Annotated in this window: 27 protein-coding genes; 9 read left to right on the top strand and 18 right to left on the bottom strand. The window is 67.4% G+C overall.

The window, feature by feature from the left end; translation table 11 throughout:
* Positions 1–6: 6 nt before the first annotated feature.
* From ligD to V9K99_RS33435, 9 genes are all read right to left on the bottom strand, one after another.
* Positions 7–987 carry a non-homologous end-joining DNA ligase gene (gene ligD / locus V9K99_RS33475; RefSeq protein ID WP_337323804.1) on the bottom strand — a complete coding sequence of 327 codons (981 nt, stop codon included), beginning with the start codon at positions 985–987 and terminating at the stop codon, positions 7–9.
* Entirely contained in the window at positions 959–2,065 is a 1,107-nt protein-coding gene (locus V9K99_RS33470) for an aminotransferase class V-fold PLP-dependent enzyme (protein ID WP_337323805.1), read from the bottom strand. Before V9K99_RS33470 ends, ligD begins: the two co-directional genes overlap by 29 nt.
* Positions 2,066–2,087: 22 nt before the next feature.
* Entirely contained in the window at positions 2,088–2,936 is an 849-nt protein-coding gene (locus tag V9K99_RS33465) for an acetylxylan esterase (protein ID WP_337323806.1), read from the bottom strand.
* Positions 2,936–3,865, bottom strand: a complete 930-nt coding sequence (locus V9K99_RS33460; RefSeq protein ID WP_337323807.1) for an acetylxylan esterase — start codon at positions 3,863–3,865, stop codon at positions 2,936–2,938. The genes V9K99_RS33465 and V9K99_RS33460 overlap by 1 nt, the downstream gene beginning before the upstream one ends.
* A 78-nt stretch (positions 3,866–3,943) precedes the next feature.
* A complete protein-coding gene (locus tag V9K99_RS33455) occupies positions 3,944–5,035 on the bottom strand; it encodes an ABC transporter ATP-binding protein (RefSeq protein WP_337323808.1) in 1,092 nt (363 codons plus the stop codon).
* 3 nt (positions 5,036–5,038) lie between these two features.
* Complete coding sequence (locus V9K99_RS33450; RefSeq protein ID WP_337323809.1) at positions 5,039–5,977, bottom strand: carbohydrate ABC transporter permease; 939 nt, start codon at positions 5,975–5,977, stop codon at positions 5,039–5,041.
* Positions 5,974–6,879, bottom strand: a complete 906-nt coding sequence (locus V9K99_RS33445; RefSeq protein ID WP_337323810.1) for a carbohydrate ABC transporter permease — start codon at positions 6,877–6,879, stop codon at positions 5,974–5,976. The genes V9K99_RS33450 and V9K99_RS33445 overlap by 4 nt, the downstream gene beginning before the upstream one ends.
* Before the next feature lie 2 nt (positions 6,880–6,881).
* The gene (locus tag V9K99_RS33440) at positions 6,882–8,213 is read right to left on the bottom strand and encodes an extracellular solute-binding protein (protein WP_337323811.1); all 1,332 of its coding nucleotides are present in this window, start codon (positions 8,211–8,213) and stop codon (positions 6,882–6,884) included.
* 10 nt (positions 8,214–8,223) lie between these two features.
* Positions 8,224–9,531, bottom strand: a complete 1,308-nt coding sequence (locus tag V9K99_RS33435; protein ID WP_337323812.1) for a MarR family transcriptional regulator — start codon at positions 9,529–9,531, stop codon at positions 8,224–8,226.
* A 161-nt stretch (positions 9,532–9,692) separates the two neighbouring features.
* Between V9K99_RS33435 and V9K99_RS33430 the strand changes: the two genes are divergently transcribed.
* Positions 9,693–10,124 (top strand): RpiB/LacA/LacB family sugar-phosphate isomerase, encoded by a 432-nt coding sequence (locus V9K99_RS33430; protein ID WP_337323813.1) that lies wholly within the window; start codon positions 9,693–9,695, stop codon positions 10,122–10,124.
* 111 nt (positions 10,125–10,235) lie between these two features.
* Here the strand turns inward: V9K99_RS33430 and dusB are convergent, their stop codons facing one another.
* The 6 genes from dusB to V9K99_RS33400 all read right to left on the bottom strand — a co-directional run bounded on the left by dusB (position 10,236) and on the right by V9K99_RS33400 (position 15,087).
* A complete protein-coding gene (gene dusB / locus V9K99_RS33425) occupies positions 10,236–11,357 on the bottom strand; it encodes a tRNA dihydrouridine synthase DusB (protein WP_337323814.1) in 1,122 nt (373 codons plus the stop codon).
* A 2-nt stretch (positions 11,358–11,359) separates the two neighbouring features.
* Complete coding sequence (locus V9K99_RS33420) at positions 11,360–12,037, bottom strand: hypothetical protein (RefSeq protein WP_337323815.1); 678 nt, start codon at positions 12,035–12,037, stop codon at positions 11,360–11,362.
* A 2-nt stretch (positions 12,038–12,039) separates the two neighbouring features.
* A complete protein-coding gene (locus V9K99_RS33415; RefSeq protein ID WP_337323816.1) occupies positions 12,040–13,425 on the bottom strand; it encodes a glycine--tRNA ligase in 1,386 nt (461 codons plus the stop codon).
* Between the two features lie 112 nt (positions 13,426–13,537).
* Positions 13,538–13,828 carry an antibiotic biosynthesis monooxygenase family protein gene (locus tag V9K99_RS33410; protein ID WP_337323817.1) on the bottom strand — a complete coding sequence of 97 codons (291 nt, stop codon included), beginning with the start codon at positions 13,826–13,828 and terminating at the stop codon, positions 13,538–13,540.
* 72 nt (positions 13,829–13,900) lie between these two features.
* Entirely contained in the window at positions 13,901–14,596 is a 696-nt protein-coding gene (locus V9K99_RS33405; RefSeq protein ID WP_337323818.1) for a hypothetical protein, read from the bottom strand.
* Positions 14,593–15,087, bottom strand: a complete 495-nt coding sequence (locus tag V9K99_RS33400; protein WP_337323819.1) for a hypothetical protein — start codon at positions 15,085–15,087, stop codon at positions 14,593–14,595. The genes V9K99_RS33405 and V9K99_RS33400 overlap by 4 nt, the downstream gene beginning before the upstream one ends.
* A 77-nt stretch (positions 15,088–15,164) precedes the next feature.
* Between V9K99_RS33400 and V9K99_RS33395 the strand changes: the two genes are divergently transcribed.
* On the top strand, positions 15,165–15,479 hold the full coding sequence (locus tag V9K99_RS33395) for a DUF6703 family protein (RefSeq protein ID WP_337323820.1): 315 nt from the start codon (positions 15,165–15,167) through the stop codon (positions 15,477–15,479).
* Here V9K99_RS33395 and eboE read toward each other — a convergent pair.
* Both eboE and V9K99_RS33385 read right to left on the bottom strand, forming a co-directional pair.
* Entirely contained in the window at positions 15,471–16,625 is a 1,155-nt protein-coding gene (eboE, locus tag V9K99_RS33390) for a metabolite traffic protein EboE (protein WP_337323821.1), read from the bottom strand. The two genes, V9K99_RS33395 and eboE, sit on opposite strands and share 9 nt — an antisense overlap.
* A 125-nt stretch (positions 16,626–16,750) precedes the next feature.
* Complete coding sequence (locus V9K99_RS33385; protein ID WP_337323822.1) at positions 16,751–18,046, bottom strand: YibE/F family protein; 1,296 nt, start codon at positions 18,044–18,046, stop codon at positions 16,751–16,753.
* A gap of 52 nt (positions 18,047–18,098) precedes the next feature.
* Between V9K99_RS33385 and V9K99_RS33380 the strand changes: the two genes are divergently transcribed.
* From V9K99_RS33380 to V9K99_RS33365, 4 genes are all read left to right on the top strand, one after another.
* On the top strand, positions 18,099–19,055 hold the full coding sequence (locus tag V9K99_RS33380) for a metal ABC transporter substrate-binding protein (protein WP_337323823.1): 957 nt from the start codon (positions 18,099–18,101) through the stop codon (positions 19,053–19,055).
* Positions 19,052–19,807, top strand: a complete 756-nt coding sequence (locus V9K99_RS33375; protein ID WP_337323824.1) for a metal ABC transporter ATP-binding protein — start codon at positions 19,052–19,054, stop codon at positions 19,805–19,807. The genes V9K99_RS33380 and V9K99_RS33375 overlap by 4 nt, the downstream gene beginning before the upstream one ends.
* Complete coding sequence (locus V9K99_RS33370; protein ID WP_337323825.1) at positions 19,807–20,811, top strand: metal ABC transporter permease; 1,005 nt, start codon at positions 19,807–19,809, stop codon at positions 20,809–20,811. The genes V9K99_RS33375 and V9K99_RS33370 overlap by 1 nt, the downstream gene beginning before the upstream one ends.
* A 69-nt stretch (positions 20,812–20,880) precedes the next feature.
* Positions 20,881–21,276 (top strand): Fur family transcriptional regulator, encoded by a 396-nt coding sequence (locus tag V9K99_RS33365; protein WP_337323826.1) that lies wholly within the window; start codon positions 20,881–20,883, stop codon positions 21,274–21,276.
* Here the strand turns inward: V9K99_RS33365 and V9K99_RS33360 are convergent.
* Positions 21,273–21,911 (bottom strand): hemerythrin domain-containing protein, encoded by a 639-nt coding sequence (locus tag V9K99_RS33360; protein WP_337323827.1) that lies wholly within the window; start codon positions 21,909–21,911, stop codon positions 21,273–21,275. The genes V9K99_RS33365 and V9K99_RS33360 overlap by 4 nt on opposite strands.
* Before the next feature lie 89 nt (positions 21,912–22,000).
* Here V9K99_RS33360 and V9K99_RS33355 point away from each other — a divergent pair, with 89 nt between their 5' ends.
* The 3 genes from V9K99_RS33355 (at position 22,001) to V9K99_RS33345 (ending at position 24,219) form a co-directional block, all read left to right on the top strand.
* Positions 22,001–22,627: a TetR/AcrR family transcriptional regulator gene (locus V9K99_RS33355; protein ID WP_337323828.1), complete on the top strand. Its 627-nt coding sequence runs from the start codon at positions 22,001–22,003 to the stop codon at positions 22,625–22,627.
* A 56-nt stretch (positions 22,628–22,683) separates the two neighbouring features.
* The gene (locus V9K99_RS33350; RefSeq protein WP_337323829.1) at positions 22,684–23,166 is read left to right on the top strand and encodes a MerR family transcriptional regulator; all 483 of its coding nucleotides are present in this window, start codon (positions 22,684–22,686) and stop codon (positions 23,164–23,166) included.
* A gap of 72 nt (positions 23,167–23,238) precedes the next feature.
* The gene (locus V9K99_RS33345; protein WP_337323830.1) at positions 23,239–24,219 is read left to right on the top strand and encodes an aldo/keto reductase; all 981 of its coding nucleotides are present in this window, start codon (positions 23,239–23,241) and stop codon (positions 24,217–24,219) included.
* The last annotated feature ends 60 nt before the right edge of the window (positions 24,220–24,279 follow it).

Here is a 24,279-nt window from a genome sequence, read left to right as displayed (position 1 = left end):
GGCTCCTCAGTCCTCTGGGGTGGACTTCTCGGCGGCTTGGGCGGCTCGTTTGCGGCGTTTGCCTTCGTGCATGGCGACTACTCGGGCGATGGGGATGGCGCGGCCTTCTTCGAGGAGGTCCTCGGGGAGGGATTGAGGTTCAGGTAGCTGGTCGGCCCAGCGGTCTGCGTCGCCGAGGAGGGCGGGTGCGGTGCGGATGGTGAAGTCGCGTGGGGTGACTCGGTCGAGGTCGTCCCAGCCGACCGGGAAGGAGACCGGCGTACCGGGACGGACGCGTGGGCTGTACGCCGCGACCACAGTCGCTCCACCCGAACGGGTCGAGTCGACGAAGACCTTCCCGTGCCGGTCCTCCTTGATGTACGCCGTCGTGGCGACGTCCGGGTCGATGCGCTCAGCCCGCGCCGCTATCGCCCGGGTCGCGGCCGCCGCGTCCTCGATGGAGACCGACTCGTCGATCGGCACGAAGACGTGCACGCCCTTCGCTCCACTCGTCTTGACCGCCCCCGACAGCCCGGCGTCGGCGAGTGCCTGCCGGACCAGGAAGGCCGCCTGCACCGCCATCGCGAACGTCTCGCCCTCCGGCGGATCCAGGTCGAGCACGAGATGGGTGATGCGATCCCAACGCTCGGCGCGCATCAGGGTCGGGTGGTACTCGACGGCGCGCTGGTTCGCGAACCACAACAGCGTCCGGCGGTCGTCGCAGAGGGCGTACGACACCTCTCGCTTGGACGCTTCCGCCCACAGCGAGACCGTCTTCACCCACTCGGGCGTGTACTTCGGAACGTTCTTCTGCATGAAAGCCGGCTGTCCCGGCCGGATCCGGATCACCGATAGCGGCCGGTCCCGCAACTCGGGCAGGATCCGCTCGTGGACGGCGTCCAGATAGTCGACCAGATCCCGCTTGGTCGCGTCGGCATCGTCGAACAGCGGCTGATCCAGATTGGTCAGCGGTACCCCGTCACGCGTCTCGTCCGGCTTGCTCGCCATTCCCAGAGCTTAGAAGCCTGACCAGCGCATCGAGAACCACCACATCCTCCCCCGCCTCCAACGTCTGCGGACTCAACGCAATCTCATCGTCTCCCACTCCGATCACGCCCACCGCAATCCGCGGATCGCCGTCCCACAGCGCCGCGATCAGCTCGTCGCGCGTCCAGCCGCAGGTTGTAGACAATCGGACAACCGCACGGCCATGCGGCTGCCCGGCCTCACTCGGGTACCCACGCTCGGCTGTCACACCCGGCAGATTCTGCAATCCGACAACCCACCTGTCGACAATCTGCTCGTAGGCAGCGAGCACCGCCTCCTCGTCCTGCTCCAGCGTCCACTCGACCGCGGCGAGCAACCCCAGCAGTTCTTCCTTGCCCACCTTCATCCCGCGCCCGATCTCCTGGTACGGCGAAGCATGCGCACGGCACTTGTCGACAATCCACCGTCGCCCGAGCACCAACCCGCTGGACTGTGGACCGCGCAACCCTTTGCCTCCACTGAAGATCACCGCGTCGGCGCCGGCTTCGCTGGTGAAACGCCACAGCGACGAGGCCGGCGGGATCTGAGCCGCCGCATCCACGATCACCGGTACACCGAACTGCTTGGTAACCGGGATGACGTCTTCCACCGGTAGTGCACCGGCGGCGTAGTGGGCGCCGGCGAACCACAGTACGCAGGCGGGGCGTCGTACCAGGGCTGCTCGCAGTTCCTCGATGGATGGGCCGAGCTCGGTGATTCGGGCGCCGGTGAGGCGGGCGGCGTAGTCGTAGCCGTTGCGTTGACTCGCGAACATCACCACCTCGGAGTCGACCGGGAACGCCTGCCCAGGTTCGGCGACGCAGGCTGCGACGGTGAGGGTGATGCCGGCCGCGGCACCCGAGGTCACGTACGCGGCCTCGTTGCGGGTCAGCGCGGCCAACCGCTCGCCGACCCGCGTGTGCAACTCGTGCAGATCGACGAAATGCGCGGCCGCGTCGACCATCGCCTTGATCGCGGGCGGCGCCATCAGCGAACCACCCAGCGCGGTCAACGTGGCGGACGCGTTGATGACGGGCCGCACCCCGAGCGGATTCGTCATCGCCCCACCCCGAGCCGCCTGCTCATCCGACCAGGAATCTCGACATCGGTGGTACGCCGGACAGGTTGGCCAGCCAGGCGTCCAAGTAGTCGTTGTCCGTGCCGTCCAGGTGCGTGAGCTGATAGACGCTCGCCGCCGGAAAGGCCTCGACCAGCGGAGCAGACCAGTGCGGATTGTCGACAGCCAACAATGTTCGGGCACTCACCGCCGGCGCGTGGCGGACCGGATCGAAGTACGACAGCGTCCGCTCGACGACCTCCGGCGAAGACCCGGCGCGGAGGTGATCATTGAGCTCCTCTAACGGATACAGACTCGACCGCAGCCGTGCCTCGAGCGCCCGGTAGAACAGCAGCTCCGACACGCGTACGGCGGTGAACCCGGGCCGCCGCGCAGCCGTCAGCACAGCGAGATCGTCCCCACTCACCGCAACCCGAGCCGGATCCACTTCCGCCAGGCCCATCAGGAACTCGGCCGCCCGCAGGCAGTCCGCCGCGATCCCGCGATAGATGTACGACGCCGGATCGTCGATGTCCATTGTCAACAATCCTGGGTACGACGCCGAGAACCCTTCGTCGGCCAGGCGCTGACCACGGTGCATCAGACCGAAGACGACGTACCGGCTTCTGTCGTTGGGATGCGGGACGTGGTTGACACTCCCGTACCGCGGTGTGTGCAGCAACGCCGGGAACGGCCCGTCCCCGGTCGGGATGCTCAGATGACCGAAGACCCGATACGGACCCGCGCTCGTGAGGCGCACGGTGTAACTCGTCGACTCGTCAGTTGTCCGAGCCGGCACCACGTCGAGCACCGGTCGCGCAGGAATGGCGGCCAACTCGGCATCAACCGCGGCCCAGTAGCTGTCGAAGTCCATCAGTACCGTCCCGGCTTCAGGTGGTCGGCAAGGAAGTCCTCCACGATCCGCATCACGCCTGGCAGCCCGGCGTGATGTGCACAGTGCGGGAAGGTGTGCAGCGTCGTCTCGCAGGTCAGCACCCGCTGCAGCGCGAACCCGGTCTCCGGCGGACACACGTCGTCCTCGAGCCCGAGATACAACAGCGTCGGCGCCTGGACATTCGGCGCGAAGTTGAGCCCGTCGTAGTACGCGACCGTCTCCCGCACCCGGTCGACATCCTTCGGATGCACCCGCAGATACTCGTTGATCTCCTCGTACGGGTACGACCGGGTCAGCGTCGGCGCGGTCATGATCCCGCAGAGGTACGGCGCACCGGCCGCAACGCACGCGATCGCGTCAGGACGCAGCGCGGCCGTGGAGATCCCGAGCCCACCGCCCTGGCTCGACCCCTGCAAGCCGATCCTCTGATTGTCGACTTCTGGACGATCGAGCAATACGTCGACGGCGCGCACCACATCCAGGTAGAACCCGCGGTACCCATACGTGTTGTGGTCGACGATGTTGTGCGTCAGCAATCCCGGGTAGCCCGGGTTGAACAGGCTGTTCGACCGAAGCTTCCCGCGCGGGGCCACGGCCAGCGCCGCGTACCCGAGCTCGGACCACTCCTTCGGGATCGTCGGCTCGGAGATGTAGCCCGGAATCGTGACGAGGGCCGGGTACGGCGCCGGCAGGTCGCGCGGGACCGTGTACCAGCCGGCGATCCGCAGACCGCCGAAGCTCGTGTAGCGCAGATCGTAGACAATCACCTTGTCTGTCGACAGCGCCGGCAGTTCGGTGAGCACCGGGTCCAGCGGGTACGACGCACAGTCCGCCAGGCCGGCTGCCCAGAAGTCGTCGAAGTCGGCCGGCCGTTCGACCTCGACGGTCGCGTTCTCGGGGTCTCTCAAGGGCATTCCTCTCGACTCGGTCCATGCACGCGGCCGACCTGCCTCCACGCGAACGCGTGCTTTCAAGAGCTGCTGTGCTTACGCGGGTTGCGGGGCTTGGAGAGCGACGCCATCCGAGGCTGCGAACAGATGCAGGCGATCGGGGTTGAACCCGACGTGCACCGTGCTGTCGTGACCGAGCCGGAACGGCGTCGGCACCCGTGCCTTGATCAGCTCGCCGTCGATCCGGACCGTGACGAGGACGTCGGGACCGAGCGGCTCGGACACGAACACCTTCCCCGGCCGATACCCCGGCAGCGGCTCCGGCGACAACGACACGTCCTCGGGCCGGACCCCGAGAACGACGGCCGGGTCGTCAGGCAGAGCGTCGTACAGGCGAATGTCCTGCGTGATCGCGCTGCTGCGGAACGACCGCTTACCGTCGACGTCGGCCAGTTCGCCGGTGACGAAGTTCATCGGCGGCGAACCCATGAACGACGCGACGAACCGGTTGGCCGGTCGTTCGTAGATCTCCTCCGGCGTCGCGCACTGCTGGACGATGCCGTCGCGCATGACCGCGATCCGGTCCGACATCGTCATCGCCTCGACCTGGTCGTGGGTGACGTAGATGAAGGTCCGGGCGACGTCGACGTGCAGGCGCTTGATCTCGGCCCGCATCAGCACCCGCAGTTGCGCGTCCAGGTTGGACAGCGGTTCGTCGAGCAGGTACGCACCCGCATCCCGGACGATCGCGCGACCGAGCGCGACTCGTTGCCGTTGGCCACCGGACAGCTCGCGCGGCTTGCGGTCCAGCAGATCCTCGATGTCGAGCGTCCGGGCGGCCTGCAGCACCTGCTCGGCGATCGTTGCCTTCGGCACCCGCATCATCTTGAGCGCGAAGCCGATGTTCTGCCGGACCGTCTTGTGCGGGTAGAGGGCGTAGCTCTGGAACACCATCGCGACGTCCCGCTTGTTCGCCGGCAGCCAGCTGACCGGCTTGCCGTCGAAGAAGATGTTGCCCTCGGTGGCCCGTTCCAGGCCGCAGATCATGCGTAGGGTTGTCGACTTTCCACAACCGGACGGACCGACCAGGGTGAGGAACTCCTGATCCTCGATGGTCAGGTTCAGGTCGTTCACGGCGACCTTGCCGCCGAACGACTTGGTGATGCCTTCGAGTCGTACCTCTGCCATCTGTCAGCCCTTCACGGATCCGGCGGCCATGCCCTGGACCAGCTTGCGCTGGAAGAGCAGAGCCAGTACCAGGGGTGGGACGACCGCGAGCACGCCGGCCGCGGCCATCACGGTGAACTGGGTGTTGAAGTCGGTGGCGAAGTTCGCCGCCACCACCGGGATCGTCTTCGCGGCCTTCGTACTGGTCAGGAACAGCGCGAACATGAACTCGTTCCACGCCGTCATGAACGCGAACACCGCGGCCGCGACCAGCCCCGGCGCGGCGACCGGCAGGAACACCGACCACATGGTCCGGAACCAGCCGCACCGATCGACCCGGGCCGCCTCCTCCAGTTCGCGTGGCACCGACCGGAAGAAGTCCTTCAGGATCCAGATCGTGATCGGCAGCGCGAACGTGGTGTACGACAGGATCAGCGCCAGATAGGTGTCCAGCAGCCCGAACGTCCGCATCAGCAGGTAGAACGGGATGATGATCGCGATCCCCGGCACCATCCGGGTGAGCAGGTAGAGCACCAGCAGCACCTGACTGCCGCGGAACTTCAGCCGGCTGAACGAGTACGCCGCGAACGTCGCCAGCGCCAGGTTCAGCACGGCCGTCGACGTGGCGACAATCAGACTGTTCCGCAGCGAGTACGGCGTTTCCTCGATCGCCCGCCCACCGACCAAGGCCTGGGCCTCGGTGGGCCTGATGAAGCCGAGGTAGTTCTCCAGCGTCGGGCTGGTCGGGATCCAGTGCGGCGGCACCGAGATCGCGTCCACCTCGTGCATGAAGCTCATCGCGACGATCCAGTAGAACGGCAGCACCAGATACAGCGCGAACGCGATCGCCAGCACGTACAGGACGATCTTCTTCCACGGAATGCGATACCGCAGCGGGATCTTGACGACGGTCGGGGTGGTGGAGGCGCCCGTCGTGGCAGGCGGGCTCACAGTGGCGGTCATACCTCGAAGTTCCCCTTTCGGTACAGCAGGCCGATGTACCCGACCGAGATCAGCAGCGTGATCGCGGTGATCACCCACGCGTAGGCGCTGCCGAGGCCGAAGTCGGTGAAGGTGAGCACGGTCTGCACGTCGAGCAGGGCGATGGTGGTGGTCGCGTCCCCGGGACCACCACCGGTCAGCACGTAGATGGTGTCGAACGCCCGGAACGCGTTCATCGTCTCGAGGATCAGCACAATCAGCAGCGGATGCAGCAACCACGGCAGCGTCACCTGGCCGAACCGCTGCAACGCACCGGCGCGGTCGACGGTCGCGGCGTCGTACAGCTCGGACGGGATTGTCGACAATCCTGCAAGCAGAATGATGACCGAGAACGGCAACGTGTTCCACACCTGCGCCAGCGCGGTGAACAGGAACGCACCCGTCCCCGACGTCAGCCAGGCGTGGTAGCTGTCGATCAACCCGAGCTGGGTGAGCAGGCCGTTCAGCGCACCGGTCTTCGCGTCGAAGATGGTCCGCCACATCAAGCCGTTCACCACCCCGGGCATTGCCCAGGGCAACAAAGCCAGGCTGAGCAGCAACCCGCGCCCGCGGAACCGCTCGTTCAGCACCAGCGCCAGGATCAGCGCCAGTACGACGGTCAGCCCGAGCACCACCAGCACGAACAGCGCCGACACCTTCAGCGCGGACAGGAACGCCTGGTCGCTGAGCAGCGCCTTGTAGTTGTCGAAACCGATGAACTTCTTCGCCCGCGGCCGCTTCAGGTTGTTGCGCTGCAGGCTGACCCAGAACGAGTAGATGATCGGATAGGCGACCAGCAGGGCGATCACGATCATGGCCGGCGCGTTCAGCGCCCAAGCCTTCGCGTTGTCGCCCAGCGGCCGTCGTTCGGTGAGGACACTCATCCTCAGGAGTACTTCTTCTTCAGGGTTTCGGCGGTCTGCGCCAGGCTGGCGACCGCCGCGGACGGCTGGGTCTGGTTGCTCAGCACGCCCTGCACGACCTTGTGCATCTCGGTCTCGAACTCGGTGTACCAGGCGACGCCCAGGACGTTGCGGGGTTTGGCGATCTCGGCCAGCTGGGCGTAGACGGCCGGGTCGGCGAACTTCTTCAGCGACGCGACGATCTCGGGGTCACTCGCCATCGACTTGTAGGCGAAGCCGAGGCCGCGCTCGAGGAACCAGAAGCGCGCGGTGTACGGCTTCTTGTCCGCGTCGAACCCGCCGAGATAGGTGAGCAGCTTGAACGCGTTGTCCTTGACCTCGGTGTCCTTCGCCAGCCCGTACAGCCGGGTGTTGCTGACGGTGCCGTGCACCTGGCCGTCGAGGCTCGGGACGAGCGCCATCTTGATCTTGCCGGCCGCCTTCGACTTGGTCGGGTCGTTGTAGTCGCGGTTCGCGTAGCGGGCGCCGATCGTGTACGCGTACCGGGCCGCCTTCATCGCGTTGTCGATCGGGACCGGCAGCAACTGCAGGCAGGCCGGGTCGATCACCTTCGACTTGTTCGCCGCCTGCTGCAGCCAGGCGAAGACGTCCTTCACCACGGTGTCGCTGGTGTTCATGATCGGGTTCTGCTGGTCGTCGAACATGTTGCCGCCGCTGGCGAACACCAGCGCCCAGACCCACGACCACCAGGTGTCCGACAGCTGCGCGGGCACGCCGATCGGGTACTCGAGCAGGCCGGCGTTCTTGATCTTCAGCGCCTGCGCTTCCAGCTCCTCGAGGCTGGCCGGCGCCTTGGTGATACCGGCCTTGGCCAGGATCTCCGAGTTGTACGTGAGCGAGTTGGCGTCGGTGTAGTACGGCAGGCCGTAGCGCTTGCCCTGGTACGTCATCGCTGTCGCGTTGCCCGGGTAGATCGCGTCGTACACCTCGTCGACACCGGGCATCCCGTCCAGCGGCTGCAGGTAGTCGCCCTCGACCCAGGCAGCGAGCGAGTCGTCGTACACGTAGAGGGCGTCCGGGCCGCCGCCACCGGTGAACTCGGCAACGACCTTCTGGACGTACTGCGCACTCGTGATCGGGGTGTAGTTGACCTTGATGTTGTTCTGCTGGGTGAATCGGTCGAGGTTCTTCTGGACCAGAGCGGCCTCGTAGTCCCAGCCCTCGAACTTGACGCTCCCGTCGCCGGAACTGCCGCTGGAGGAGTCGTTGGAACAGGCGGACAGCAGGGAGGATGCGCTGGGCAGGGCGATGCCGAGGCCGGCGAGCTTCAGGACCTGGCGGCGGTTGAGCTCCATGGTTTTCCCTTCAAGACTGTTGATGCAGTAATGCTTGGGAGATGCGAAGCCGGTACAGACGCGTCGGGCGTCCTTTCCGGTGGTGCTGAGCGGTGCCTTCGACGCTCACCAGGCCCCCGGCGTCGAGCGTGCGGATCAGCCGGCGGCCGCTCTGATCCGTGATGCCGAGACGGTCGGCGAGCTCACCGGGCGAGATCGCGCGACCTTCCAGCTCGTGGTCCAGCGCCGCGAGCTTGGAGACCGTTGCGGCGCTGAGGCCGACGTTCTTCGCGAGCTGTTCCACCTCATCCCCGTGCTCGCGATAGGAGTAGCTGAGCGCCGCCTCCCGGACCGGCCCCATCGGACCGATGATCACTCCGCTGTCCTCGATCAGATATGCGCACGGCTCGTCCTCGAGCTCCGCCCGGGCGGCCGCCTGCTCCGCGAGCAGCACACAGTTGCGGGCGGACACCCCGACGCCGAACCCGGCCGACACCTGGACGCCGAGCGCGGCGGCCGCTTCGGCCAGCGCAGGTACGGCGACCCAGTTGCGGGTGACGCGCTCGAACAACGCCTTGTGCGCGAACACGACGACACCACGTGGGCCGCGATCCTCGATCCATGCACCGGCGAACTCGGGGGTGTTGAGCAGCAGGTTCATCAGGCCGACCCGGGCGCGTTCCTCGTCGGCCGAGCGCGAGATCAGGAAGACGCCGGCCGCGAACCGCTGGGCGCTGGCGCGTTCGGACTCGATCCGCAGGGCCAGCTCGTGCAGCTCGGTCCGGATCGTGGCCGGTACCGGCATCCCGCTCATGATCGGGATGTCGCCGCTGAGCTGGTCGCGGACGGCGGCCCGGACACTGATCACGTAGCTGCGATCACCGAACCGGTGGAACGCCGACCGGTGGAAGTCGACGATGTCCTCGACGCTCTGCGTGGGTGAGTAGGGCAGGCAGTCGATCGCGTCCTGGTCGAGCTCGAGTGCGGTCGCGACCGCCTCGACGGCCTCGGCCGGGAACGTGTCGATGCTGACGGGCGTCCGGCCCCAACCGCGTTCCTGGGCGCGGTAGAGAGCCAGGGTCAGGTCCAGCGCGGACGACCTGATCACGCCGACCGGTAGGCCGGGTGGCAGGAGTTCGCGGCTGGCCGTGTACGGAACCGGGCCGGCCAGGAAGCCGTCGAGGCGCGTGCTGGCGAGGAACTCGGCGACCCGGTCGCGGATCTCCTCCTCGTGGTCATAGCTGACCCACTCCAGGTCGACGCCGCCGAGTGTGCTTGCCGCTTCGCGGAACAGCACCCGGTGAGTCGAGTGGGTCACGACCCCGATCACGATTGCCACGGCACCCCTTTACGAACCAGGTTCGGAAGTGACTCGTAAATCCAATGCGGATAAAGGTGGCCCCGATCCGGGGGTCAGGTCAAGGGCCTGGGCAAAACAAAATCTGCCGGAAACAAAGCGGTCTGAGCCGGTCGGGCCGAGGGCCGACTAGGCTCGCAGGTATGCGGATCTCCGTTTCCTCGGACATGGATCAACCCGTTGCCCGCGCACTCGTGGCGCTGCTTCGCAGCCGCGGCCACGAGGTCACGACGTACGGCGCGCTCAGCCCGGGTGACGATCCACAATGGGCTGTCTGTTCCGAGACCGCGGCCCGTGAGGTCGCCGCCGGGACCGCGGATCAGGCCGTCGTGTGCTGCTGGACCGGCACCGGCGCCTCCATCGCCGCGAACAAGGTGCCCGGTGTCCGCGCCGCTCTCTGCACCGACGCGTACACAGCCGAAGGCGCACGCCGCTGGAACGACGCCAACGTGCTGGCACTCAGCCTCCGCCTGACGTCCGAGCCGCTGCTCGAGGAAATCCTCGACGCCTGGTTCACCGCCGTACCGAGCCAGGACGAAGAAGACCGCCAGAACATCGAACGCGTCAGCCGATAACGCCTGCGATGCTGCCGCCTCGACCGGGAGGCAGAAGGCGTCTGCAGCGCGCACTACCGCAGCGCAGCGACACAGCATGCGGGCGACAAAAGCGGTCCGCGCGTGTCCTTGTCAGCCGCCGGAGACGCCGAGTTCGGCGGCGGCTAGGTCGTCGGAGAGGCCGTCGGTGTCGTTGAGCCAGCCTTCGGGGAGGACGACGTGGTCGCGGGGGCTGCCTTGGCGGCCTCGGGGGGCGCCTAGTTCGGCGACGGGGAACGGCACGGCGGGGTCCAGCTGTGCGAGCAGTTCGTCCAGCTGGGCCAGGGATTCGACCATGCCCAGGGCCGCGCGGAGTTCGCCGCCGGCCGGGAAGCCCTTGAGGTACCACGGCACGTGCTTGCGGAAGTCGCGCAGTCCGCGCTGCTCCCCCATCAGGTCCGCCAGCAGCTCACCGTGCCGCCGCATCACCGTGGCGACCTCGCCGAGCGTCGGCAGGTTCAGCGCCTCACCACCGGCGAACGCGACCGCGAGATCGCGGAACAACCACGGCCGGCCGAGACAGCCACGACCGACGATCACCCCGGCGCATCCGGTCTCCGCGACCATCCGCAGTGCATCACCGGCTTCCCAGATGTCCCCGTTGCCGAGCACCGGGATGTTCACCGACCGCACGAGTTCGGCGATCGTGTTCCAGTCCGCCTGACCCGAGTACGCCTGCGCCGCCGTACGTCCGTGCAGACCGATGGCCGCGGCGCCCGATTCCTCCGCGATGCGGCCGGCGTCGAGATAGGTCTGGTGCGCCTGGTCGATGCCGATCCGCGTCTTCATCGTGACCGGTATGCCGTACGGCGTGGCCGCGCGAACCGCCGACTGCAGGATCGCGCCGAGCAGGTTGCGCTTCCACGGCAGCGCCGCGCCGCCGCCCTTCCGCGTCACCTTCGGGACCGGGCAGCCGAAGTTGAGGTCGATGTGCGCGACGCCGTACTGATCGCAGAGGATCTGGACCGCGCGGCCGATGTAGACCGGGTCGACGCCGTACAACTGGACCGAGCGGACCGTCTCGCGCTCGTCGAAGGTGAGCATGTCGAGCGATTTCTGGTCACCCTCGACGATGCCGCGGGAGGTGATCATCTCGCACACGTACAGCCCGGCGCCCTGCTCCGCGCAGAGCCGCCGGTACGCCGCATTCGTGATGCCGGCCATCGGCGCCAGCACCACGGGCGTGTCGATCGTGAGGTTGCCCAGCTTCAGCATGGTCAGGCCTTGGCCACCAGGACCTGACCGTTGCCGGAGACCTGGGCCTTGTAGGGCTGGACCGCGTTCGCCGTGGTGGTGACGTCGCAGGCGATGCCGTCGCCGGAATGCTTGACCACGGCAACGTCATCCATCGTGCAGGTCACCTTGGCCGCATCGGCCGCGTTCCGCAGCACCGCGTCGACCACCTTCGGCTTCACGATCGCGACCGACTCGGAGGTGAACTTGTACGACGCGCTGTACGTCTTCGCGTCGACGACCAACGTGCCGGTGTAGGGCTTCCCGGCGTACGTGACCGTGCAGGTCAGCTCGTGCTTGCCGGGCTTCTCGGCGTCCTCGATCCCCGGGCACTTCACCGTCGTGGCGGCGGTCTTGCCGGCCGCGATCTGCGCCTGCTTGGCGATCGCGAACTGGATCCGCTCGGCCAGTGGGGCGTCGTTCTCGGGTTCGCCGGTGACCTTCGGAGTCGGCCACGGCTTCGACGGGGTCGGCAACGGGGTGAGCGACGGCGTGGACGCGGTCGGGATCGGCGCGGTGGAGTTGGCCGGCGTGGACGGACCCGGCGTGCTACCCGCCTCCGGCTGGCTGTCCGAGCAGGCGGTCAGCGCGAACACCGCGATCGCGGACACGCCGAAGACGGCCAGCCCGAAGCGCAGGTGGTGAGCCGACGCGAACCGCATCGTCAGCAACCGACCAGGTGCTGGGCCAGGTAGCCGGTGACCTCGGTGAGGGCGACCCGCTCCTGCTTCATCGAGTCACGTTCGCGGATGGTCACCGCCTGGTCGTCGAGGGTGTCGAAGTCGACGGTGATGCAGTACGGCGTACCGATCTCGTCCTGCCGGCGGTACCGGCGGCCGATCGCACCGGCGTCGTCGAAGTCGACGTTCCAGTTCTTCCGCAGCTCGCCGGCCAGGTCCTTCGCCTTCGGGGACAGCTCGGCGTTCCGCGACAGCGGCAGCACGGCCGCCTTGACCGGGGCGAGTCGCGGGTCGAACCGCAGTACCGTCCGCTTGTCCACGCCGCCCTTGGCGTTCGGCGCCTCGTCCTCGGTGTACGCGTCGAGCAGGAACGCGAGCACGTTGCGGGTCAGGCCGGCCGCCGGCTCGATCACGTACGGCGTCCAGCGCTCACCCTTCTCCTGGTCGAAGTACGACAGGTCGGCACCGGAGTGCTTGGAGTGGGTGGACAGGTCGAAGTCGGTCCGGTTCGCGATGCCCTCGAGCTCGTCGAACTCCTTGCCGCCGAAGTTGAACCGGTACTCGATGTCGACGGTGCGCTTCGAGTAGTGGCTGAGCTTCTCCTGCGGGTGCTCGTAGAAGCGCATGTTGTCCGGGTTCAGGCCGAGGTCGAGGTACCAGTCCCAGCGGGTCTTCAGCCAGTACTCGTGCCACTCCTCGTCGGAGCCGGGCGCGACGAAGAACTCCATCTCCATCTGCTCGAACTCCCGGGTCCGGAAGATGAAGTTGCCCGGGGTGATCTCGTTGCGGAAGCTCTTGCCGACCTGGGCGATGCCGAACGGCGGCTTCTTCCGGGCGGTGCCCATCACGTTGGCGAAGTTCACGAAGATGCCCTGCGCGGTCTCCGGGCGCAGGTAGTGCAGACCCTCCTCGGACTCGACCGGGCCGAGGTAGGTCTTCAGCAGGCCGTTGAACATCCGCGGCTCGGTGAACGTGCCCTTGTTCCCGCAGTTCGGGCAGGCGATCTCGGCCAGCTTGACGTCTTCGGGGTCCTTGCTCTTGCGCCGGGCGAAGTCCTCGCGCAGGTGGTCGTCGCGGAACCGCTTGTGGCAGGACTGGCACTCGGTCAGCGGGTCGACGAACTCGGACAGGTGCCCGGACGCCTCCCACACCTTGGTCGGCAGGATCACCGACGAGTCCAGCCCGACGATGTCGTCACGGCTGGTCACCATCGCCCGCCACCACTGGGTCCGGACGTTGTTCTTCAGCTCGACACCCAGCGGACCGTAGTCCCAGGCCGACTTGGTTCCACCGTAGATCTCGCCGCACGGGTACACGAAGCCTCTCCGCTTGCTGAGGCTGACGACTGCATCGACGGTTTCCACGGGCACTTTTCGACTCCAGTAACGGCACTTTGCAACTCGGAAGGGTCCAGGCTATCGGTCCCACCGGCCCCTGGTGGAATCCACTCGGCGATCGGCGGAAACCAGTCGGAGATCGGTGCTACGGCTGGAACTCGGACAGATCGTCGTACGCGGTCGGCTCGTCGATCGCCAGCGACAGCAGCGGCACCGCGGTGAGCTTCACCTCGTACGGCGACAACGCCCGCCGGTAACTGCCGACGTTCAGCCACTCCAGGTTCAACGCGATCAACTCCGGGTCATCGACGTTCCGCCCGACCTGGGCCGCGACGAAGCCTTTCTGCTTCTGCAGTACGTCGACCGCAGCCTGCAACCGTACGGCGAACTCCGCCTGCTCGGCCTCCGGTACCCGGAACCTGATCACCACGAACACACACTCACCCTATGCACCCCACCCCACTGGTGGCCGGACAGGGTGACGAACCTCTTGTGTGCTCGGGGTGGGTCAGGCACGGAATTGGGTGTGGCGGGTTGGCCAGCCGGTGGGGCCTGAGCGGGCGGAGGCCGGTCGTGGAGGGCCCGGCGCGGTGTGCGGGCCGGCGCGTGCGGGTGCCCACGATCTGCTCGCGGTCTCGGCGTACGACTGGGACGGACCGGCGACCAGCGTGAGAGGCCGGGAGGAGGCCAGTGGTCGTTGGCCGGTCCAGGCGTGCGCGATCGCGCGTTTGGTGTCGAGCTCGGCTTGTCTGCTCGCCTGGCTGCCACCGGAGTCGGCGGGACGGTCACCGAAGCGGTCGAGGCCGGGCTGGCGGTCGGCCGGGTGCCGGTTCAGCCGGGCGCAGACGTGGGCGTAGATGTTGTTGGAGCCCCGGCGCGGTTTGATCGCCAGTAACTCCCGTCGCGGCAAGTCCCCTGGCGCATCAGGCCCGATCTCCCGAAACACCAACCGATAGTCAGCCTTCTGCTCCGGATCGGACTGCACATATCCGACCACGCAGTCCCGCAGATCCCCCTTCCCAGCTTCATACCCCAACACATGATGCCCGTCGGTGTTGCCGGAGCTGAGCTGCTCGATCTGCCGCAGAACCTGCTGTCGCAGGTACACCTTGCCGGGATCGCGCCGGGCGTCAGCCGCCAGCCGCCGGAGGTCGTCGACGAACTTGTCGGTGAGCAACAGCTCGTAGCCCGAAGCACTTCTCACGGTTGGTTGCCTTCACGGCGAATCTCCTCCAGGTCTTGAACGGCCTCCGGCCCCATCAGCGCGGCGATCTCATCCACGGTGACTGGGCGGCTGTCTGGTAAAGGTTCCGTTGCGTAGGTGCGGACTGTGGGGTCGTCGACCACGCCTGCTGGTGGCTCGTCGTCGCCGCGGAGGTGCCGGTACTGCGAGGTCGACAGGACGACCGCCTCCGGCTCACCCGCCTCACCCCACACGACTGGCTCGCCGGAACCGGCCCGTGCGGCGTCCACCACAGCGGCCAGCTGCGCCGCCAACTCAGCTGGCTCCAGCACCTCAGCGCCGACGGTGAACTTCGCCTCACCGCCGAGGTCTTCGAACTCGTCGTACGTCAGGAGCACCGCCTCGGGCGCCCCGGCGCCGAAGCTGAAGGCACGCGTGCGGCCCGCGCGGAACCGCGCCAGGACGGCGGGCAGGTCGGCGCGGATGTCGTCTACGGAAGGCAAACCGGTCATGCCCTTGAATCTATTGGTTTCCGGCCGGCCGGGTCCGGAGTTATCCACAAGCTCCGCGCGCCTGGAACAATGGGACGATGAGTTCCCCGAGCAGTCAGCCGGTGAGCCCGCTCCGGCAGCGGATCACCAAGATCAGTTACCCGTACGTGGCGAAGCTGCACGGGATGCCCAAGCTCACCCTGCCCGGTATCACCCTGGTGCTGGCGCTGGCCGGAGTCATCGCTCCGGTCCCGGTCGCCGTCCCGGCGCTGATCCTGCTGGCCCTTTTGCTGGCCTGGCTCGGTTTCCTGTCCTGGCCGGTCGTCGGCAAAGGCGCCCGCTTCATCCGGGTCTTCTCGATCCTGATCATCTTGTTCTACGCGATCACCCGCATCGCCGAAGCCTCAGCCTGAGACCAGCTCGAGGCCAAGCGCCGTCAGGCGATCGCGTAGCCAGCACAGTTCCTTCGCGATCTTCTTCGCCAACGTCTCGGGGGTCCGGGGCTTGCGCGTCCACGCGTACGTCTCGGACTCGAGGTGATGCGTGAGCGGCTGTCCCCCACCGACCAGTCGGGTCAGGCAGTCCTCCAGTACGGCGTTGGTGCCGCTGAGCGGATCAGACAGCGCGCAATGGGCCGGAAGGTGCGCATGCATGCGCCACGCCGCATGCCCGGACAACTGGTACGCCAACTCCACGTCGTCCACACCAGGCCCGCACCACTCCCGGACCTGACGTAGGTACTTCGCGTCACCGAGGTCCGCAAGCCGCCGCCGAGCAGCACTGTCGGACGGATCCACGAGCTGGGGAGCCGCCGACAATTGCGCCTTCACCACATCCACGCCGGCCCGCCACAGCGTCTCGAACGCGTCGGCGGGTTCCTCGAACTGGACCGCGAGGTGGCAAGTGTCGAACCCCAGTCCGATCCGCGACGCACCGCCGTACGGGCTCGCGTATCGGCTCAGCCACGCGGCGGCCTGGCCAGTCATCTCGAGGACGCAGCCCGGTTCGGGCTCGACCGCGACCCGGATCTTGCGGCCGGTTCGCTGCTCGGTTCGCTCCAGGTGCCAGTCGAGCCGCTCGAACGCCTTCTGCGCGGCCGCGTCGCGCGCCTTCGACCAGGGCACCCGCCACGCCAGCGGGAGGGTCGAGATCGATCCGTACGGCGCATCCCGCGGAAGCAACACCGCGAGTACGTCGACCAGGTCGAGGGTGTAACGCAGTCGTTCGGGATCGGTCCAGTCCGGGCAGTAGAGCTTGGTGCCGACGACCTGGTCCTGGAACGCCGAGTGCGGGATCCCGTTCAGCGTCACGACTTCCAGCTGATTGCGAGCGAGAGCTCGGCGCAGCTTGGTGACCGCGGTCGGCGAGTTCGCGAGCCGGTCGGCCAGCGGGCTCGCGAACCACAGGCCGATGCCGAGCATCGGTACGTCGAGCTCCTGGCGCACCAGCGACGCACAGCCGTCCAGCCCGGCGATCAGGTCGTCGAGGTCCTCGGCTGGGTGCACCGTGGCGCTGTAGCCCAGATGGACGGTCGACCCGTCCCGGTGCCGGAATCTCATCCCGACCTCCTCACCCCATCCAGCCACGGAAGGTAGTCACTGGCGGACTTTCCGTAGCCTTGATACTCACTGTAAGAGTCGGACGACGCGGCGTGAAGGCCTGGTTCCCGTTCGTGACAAGGGTTTTAGGCGGTGAGGGGTTCCAGTTCGGTGGCGACCAGGTCGCGGGACCGGTCGGCCACGGCCATGGCCGCGAGCACGGTCGTCAGGGGTACGGCGGCAATGATCCCGAGGCTGCCGACCAGACCACGAACCACTTCCATGGCCACCATCTCCGTGGAGAGGACATACCGCCCGGGCAGGCCCTGGATGGCGAAGGTGATCAGGACCGGCATCGCGGCACCGGCGTACGCGAGGACGAGGGTGTTGACCACCGAGGCGACGTGCGTACGGCCGATCCGGAGGCCGGCGCCAACCAGTTCACGGCGGCTCGCCGACGGGTTCGCGGCGGACAGCTCCCAGACTGCCGCGGCCTGAGTCACCGTCACGTCGTCGAGCACACCCAGGGCACCGATCACCATGCCGGCCACGAGCAAACCGGTGAGATCGAGATTGGGCGCGAACTGCTTGGCCGCCGACGCACCGTCGGAGGCCAGCCCGCTCAGCTGACAGAACTTGGTGAAGAACCAGCCCAGCCCGACCGTCAGCCCCAGCGCCGCGATCGTTCCGGACAGGGCTATCGAACTCTCCGCATTGATCCCATGCGTAAGGAACAACGCGATCGTCATGATCACCGCGCCGCCGACAACCGCCACCAGCAACGGATTCGAGCCCTTGAGGATCGCGGGCAGGATGAACTGGGTCAGCATCACCGCGGTGACGGCCAGCGCGATCAACGCGGCGAAACCCCGCCAGCGCGACAGCGCCACGACCGCGATCGCGAAGATCAACGCCAGCACGAGCAATGGCTTGGTCCGGTCGTGGTCGACGTACTGGTACCGCTCGGCGATCGTCTTCGCATCGGTCTGGACGCCGAGCATGACGGACTGGCCCACCTCGACCGGGATCGCCACCTGACCAGTCTTCGGCACCTCGACGGGCGCCAACTGGCCCTTGTCCGCGCCGCTGGTCAGCTTGACGGTCGCCTCATCGCACTGATCCTTCTGATCCGCGCACGCCCTGATCGCCGTGACCTCGCCGCGGGCGGTGTCGGTCTGGTACGACGTGACCTTCAGCCCACCGCCCGGCCACATCACGATCATCGCGATCACGGCCGCCGTGATCAGCGGGATCAGCACCGCGGCGACCACTATCCGGACGCGGCGGGCGACGATCGCATCCGAGTTCACCACCGAGGTGTCGACCAGATGGTCGCCGTGCCCGTGGCCGTGACCATGCCCGTGACCTGCGGGAATGTCGAGCCCGCGGCGGCGGTTGGCCCGGTGGTCGGCTCGTCTGCGTCCAACGTTGCGGCTGGCCAATGCTCAACTCCCTGTTTTGACAACCAGTTCCGATTAAATGAAAATGATTGTCATGAGATCTAGTACTCGTGCTGTCGTCGCCGGCGCCACTGCCCTGGCCGCCGCCCTCACCCTGGCCGGATGCGGTGGCGACGACACCGCCAGCGGCTCCGGTGGCGGCAAGCTCGACGTCGTCGCTTCGTTCTACCCGCTCGAGTTCATCGCCCGCACAGTGGGGGGTGACGCGGTGAACGTGACCACCCTGACCGCCCCCGGCGTCGAGCCGCACGACCTCGAGCTCACCCCCAAGCAGGTCGGCGAGATCGCCGGCGCGAAGCTGGTCGTCTACGAGAAGGACCTGCAGCCCGCGGTCGACGAGGCGGTCGCGCAGAACGCCAAGGACGCCGGGTTCGACGTCGCCCCGGCGGCCAAACTGGAGGCGACCGGCGCCGACTTCGAAGAGCACGAGGAGGGCGAAGCGGCCGACCCGGCCGCCCACTCCGAGGACGCGCTGGACCCGCACTTCTGGCTCGACCCGGTCCGATACGCCGCCGTCGTCCAAGCGGTCACCGACAAGCTGGTCGCGACCGACAGCGCCAACGCCGACGGCTACAAGGCCCGGGCCAAGACCCTGCTCGACGAGGTCGGCAAGCTCGACACCGACTACAAGACGGGTCTGGCGAACTGCAAACTCAAGACGTTCGTGACGAGTCACGAGGCCTTCGCGTACCTCGCGAAGCGGTACGGTCTGACGATGGTCGGCATCGCCGGGTTCACCCCGGACGCCGAACCGACCCCGGCCCGGATCAAGGAGGTCCAGGACATCGTCAGGAAGCAGGGAGTGACCACGATCTTCTACGAGGAGCTGGTCAGCCCGAAGGTGGCCGAGACGATCGCCCGTGACGTCGGCGTCAAGACCGCCGTACTGAGTCCGATCGAGGGCCTGTCGGATGCCAACTCGAAAGAGACCTACCTGACGTTGATGCGGGAGAACCTGCAGGAGCTCCGGAAGGCGAACAGCTGCACGTGACATCACAAGACACTGCTGGGAAGGCCGTCCAGGTCGCCGATCTCTCGGTCGACCTGGGCGGTCGTCTCGTGCTGCGGGGCGTCGACCTCCAGATCCGCCAAGGCGAGGTGGTCGCCATTCTCGGCACCAATGGCTCCGGCAAATCCACCTTGATCCGGACCATGGTCGGCCTGCTCCCGGCGGCTCGCGGTGAGGTCCGTCTCTTCGGTACGCCGGTTCCACGCTTCCGGCAGTGGCGTCGGGTCGGGTACGTCCCCCAGCGCATCACCGCGGCAGGCGGCGTACCGGCGACTGTGGCTGAAGTGGTGTCGTCCGGACTGTTGTCCAAGCGGCGGATGTTCACCCCGCTGCGGGCCGCGCAGAAGCAGGCGATCGACGACGCGCTGCAGATCGTCGACATGGCCGACCGGCGCAAGGATGCGGTCGCCGAGCTGTCCGGTGGGCAGCAGCAGCGAGTGCTCATCGCGCGGGCGCTGGTGTCCGATCCGGAGTTGCTGATCCTCGACGAGCCGACGGCCGGGGTCGACCTGGCCAGCCAGCAGATCTTCGCCGACGCGATCCGGGAGCGGGTCGCGCACGGCACCACCGTGGTGATGGTCAGCCACGACCTCGGCCCGATGGACGTCCTGATCGACCGTTCTGTCGTCCTGCGCCGCGGCCGGATCGTGTACGACGGTCCACCGCACGCATCGCAGACCCACGCGCACGTCCACCACTCCCACGGCGGCGACGAACCCGGGTGGCTCTCGTGATGACCATGTTCCAGCTCGAGTTCATGCAGCGGGCGCTGATCGCCGGACTGCTCACCGGGCTCTCCGCTCCCGCGATCGGGACCTACCTGGTCCAGCGCCGGCTGTCGCTGATGGGTGACGGTATCGGCCACATCGCCATCACCGGTGTCGCGCTCGGCCTGCTCACCGGGAGCGCACCGGTCCTCACCGCGATCATCGTGTCCATCGCCGGCGCCACTGCGATCGAGCTGGTCCGCGCTCGCGGCAAGGCCAGTGGCGACGTCGCCCTCGCACTGCTCTTCTACGGCGGTATCGCGGGTGGCGTACTGCTCATCGGCCTCGCCGGACAGGGCGCAGCCACGCTGAACACCTATCTGTTCGGCTCACTGACCACTGTGTCGCCAAGTGACCTGTACGTCGTCGTCGGGCTGGCTGTCGCCGTACTGGTGGTCGCGGTCGGTCTCGGACCGCAGTTGTTCGCGGTGTGCCAGGACGAGGAGTTCGCTCGGGTCACCGGGCTCAGAGTGCAACTGCTGAACCTGCTGATCGCTGTGATGGCTGCTGTCACGGTGACGGTGGCGATGCGGACAGTGGGGTTGCTTCTGGTCAGTGCACTGATGGTCGTCCCGGTGGCGACTGCGCAGCAGATCACGAGGTCGTTCCGCAGTACTTTCATCACGGCGTGTGTGATCGGCGTCTTGGCTTGTCTGGCCGGCATCGTGACGTCGTACAACGCGAATGTGGCTCCGGGCGCGACGATCGTCGTACTGGCGCTTGCCGGCTTCGTGGTGGCGGCGACGGTCGGGACGCTGATCCGGCGGCGGCAGGGCCGGATCGCGCCGCTGGCGGACGAGGAGCCCGAGGTCGGCGTACCTGCACCGGAGCCTCACGTGGTGAGCGCCGGGCACCCGCACAGGCACAGCGAGCAGTGCGGTCACACGAAGGTCGAGCACGGCGACCACGTCGACTACGTGCACGACGGGCACCTGCACGCGGCGCACGGGGACCACTGGGACGAGCATTGATTTGCTGACTTCTGAGAGAATTGGCGGGTTGCCGCGGAAAACACGGCGACGGGAATGACAGGAGGAACGGTGGCCATCGGAACACGCTCGACGCGTCAGCGCGCAGCGGTCGCGTCCGCGCTCGAGAATCTCGACGACTTCCGGACCGCCCAGGAGATCCACCAGGAGCTCCGGGCCGCGGGCGAGGCCGTCGGCCTGACCACCGTCTACCGCACCCTGCAGGCACTCGCCGACTCGCGCGAGGTCGACGTACTACGCACCGCTGACGGCGAGACGGCGTACCGGCGCTGCTCGCAAGGCCACCATCACCACCTGGTCTGCCGCAACTGCGGCCGCACCGTCGAGGTCGAGGGACCGGCGGTGGAACGCTGGGCGGACAAGGTCGCGGCCGAGCACGGGTACGCCGACATCAGCCACACCCTGGAGATCTTCGGCACCTGCAAGGAGTGCCAGCAGACCGGCTAGGTCCCGCGGACAGCTGTCATGAACCGCTGATACCGCCGGCGTCCGACCAGCCGCCAGACAACGCGCACCGGAGCGGGTAGGTCGGCCAGCATCCTCGCAGCCTCGTCAGGATGCGCGGTCTCCAGCAGCTCCCCCATCGCGGTGAACCGCTGGCTCGGCTTGAACTTGCCGAACGCAACTTTCCCGAGGCTGTCCCATTCGGCCTGGGTGATGTGCACCGCGATCAGCGGCACCACCTCACGCTCCTCCTCCCCGAGATGCTCGGCGAGCCGAGTCGAGATGGTCTCGAGGGCCGCAGCGAGCGACTCCGAGGTGGCGCTGGTGGGCGCAGCCAGCCAGGCCGCCAACTCGCCGCGGGCCGTCTCGACGGCATCGTGTACGCCGACGTGCTGCTGCTCCATGCGGTGAATCAAAGCGGCCGACAGGCCGGCGCGATCGAGCAGCGCGGGCCAGAGCAACTCGTCCTCGGTCGAGTGATGAGCGTGCAACCCGTCGAGCTGAAATCCGATGTACTCCGCCACGGCTGCGGCGCGGGACTCCGCGCCCGCGGCCAGCACGTGGTCTCTCGCCTGCTCGAACCCCCGCCGGATCACGCGATGGATCAGGGCCATTTCCCAGGGATCCGATGCCGTCACGGCACTGCTTGGTGTAGCCATCCGTGCCCCCATGTACTCAATTCACTAGTGATGGTCACTAGTGAACGACTACTGCTAGTTTGGGTCGGGTGGCGAAGGCTGTCAACACACCGAAGCGCACCCGGCGCGAGCAGGCCGCGGCGACCCGGGAACGGATGATCCGCGCGGCGATCGCGGTCTTCTCCGAGGCCGGCTACGTCGGTGCGCGGATGAGCGATATCGCCGCCCGTGCGGGCGTGGCCGTGCAGACCGTCTACTTCACCTTCCACACCAAAGGCGAGCTGCTGCAGGCGTGCTTCGACCACGCCGTACTCGGACCGGACCACCTTCTCCCGATGGAGCAGCCGTTCCTCGCCGATCTCGCCTCGGCGGAGTCCGGCCTGTCGGCGGTGACCGACTTCGTCCGGGGCAACACCGCGATCCTGGCGCGGGTCGCGGCCATCAAAGAGGTCGCCGAGTCGGCGCCGCACGAGCCTGACGCCGCCGCCGTGGTCGAGCGCAGTGAAGCGTTGCGTCGTGAGGGCTTGGGCCAGATCGTCGAACTGATCGCCGAGCGATGGGGACTGCGGCCCGGTCTGGATGCCGCCGAGGCCACCGACCTGCTGATGATGCTCTCCTCGTCCGGGCCGTATCTCACGCTGCGGCGCTACGGCTGGAGCGAGGAGAAGTACGCCGCCTGGCTGGCCGAAACGCTCGCCCGGGATCTCCTCGCCTGAGTGTGGCCCAGGTCACCTTTGCCTTTGAGCGCACTCGAACCCGTAGTGTCGAAGACATGAACACGACCGAGCTGCTCACCGCCTCGGAACGGCGGCAGGCCATCGCCGCTCACCACCAAGGCATGGCGCCGATCGATCCGGATCTGATCTGTCTGCTGGAGCTTCCGGACGACCTGCCCGAGCAGCTCACCATCGCCGAGGCCGCGGAGATCACCGGCCTCACCGCCCACACCTTGCGGTACTACGAGCGGATCGGGCTGCTCCGGGTGGGTCGCGACAGCGCGGGCTACCGCAGTTACGACCGGCAGGCGATGGCGCGGATCGTGTTCATCACCAGGCTGCGCGTGTCCGGTATGCCGATCGGCACGTTGAGCCACTACCTGGACCTGGTCGAGCAGGGCGAGCACACCGCACCACAGCGGCTCGCCCTGATGCAGGAGCACCGGGACCAGATCCAGCAGCAGTTGCGTGATCTGCAGCTCGCGCTGGCGGTGACCGACTACAAGATCGCCATGTACGGCGGCACTGCCGCTCCGTAATCGAATGTGCTGTGTCAGGGCGGGCCCTCGCGGTCTGCCCGGCGGAGCCATGCCAACTTTGGAGATTTCGCCATGAAACTAGGTAGCACTGGAGCCGAGGTCAGCCGGCTGGGACTGGGCTGTATGGGAATGAGCTACGCGTACGGCGCGACCGACGACACCGAGTCGATCGCGACCCTGCACCGGGCGCTCGACCTCGGCATCACCTTCCTCGACACCGCCGACATCTACGGTTTCGGCGCGAACGAGGAGCTGATCGGCCGTGCGTTGAAGGACCGCCGGGACGAGATCTTCCTGGCGACCAAGTTCGGCATCGTCGGCGATCCGACGCGTCCGGAGACGCGCGGCGCGAACGGTTCGCCTGAGTATGTCCGGTCGGCGATCGATGCTTCGCTGAGCCGGCTGGGTGTCGACCACGTCGAGCTGTACTACCAGCACCGCGCCGATCCCGCCGTACCGATCGAGGAGACGGTCGCTGCGATGGCCTCCTTGGTCGAGGCCGGGAAGGTCCGGTACCTCGGGTTGTCCGAGGCGTCGGCGGACACGATCCGGCGGGCGCACGCCGTACACCCGATCACGGCAGTGCAGACCGAGTGGTCGCTGTTCAGCCGTGACATCGAGGAGTCGGTGCTGCCGACGTGTCGCGAGCTGGGGATCGGGATCGTGCCGTACTCGCCGCTCGGCCGCGGGATGCTGACCGGCGCCGTACCGCGGACCTCCGAGCTGGCCGCCGACGACTACCGGCGGACGTTACCGCGGTTCGACGACGAGAACTACGACGCGAATGTGGCGCTGGTGGACGAGATCCGGACGGTTGCTGCCCGCTACGACGCCACCCCCGGTCAGGTCGCGCTCGCCTGGGTGCTTGCTCAGGGCAACGACGTGGCCCCGATCCCGGGGACGAAGCGGCGCAAGTACCTGGAGGAGAACTTCGGGGCGCTCGATGTCGAGCTGTCCGCGGATGATCTGGCTACCCTGTCCAAGCTGACTCCGGTGGGTACGCGGTACCCGGACATGAGCTGGGTCGACCGGAGCACCGCCCCGCTCGGGTGATAAACTGCTTCGCACTAAGGCCTCCCGCTTCCGGCGGGAGGCTTTTCTGCGTTCTCATCC

Origin of the sequence: Kribbella sp. CCNWLW201 (genome assembly GCF_037203805.1) — a bacterium.
Lineage (GTDB): Bacteria > Actinomycetota > Actinomycetes > Propionibacteriales > Kribbellaceae > Kribbella.
Note: the sequence above shows the minus strand (reverse complement) of the source record. Positions and strands in the feature narration are given on the sequence as shown.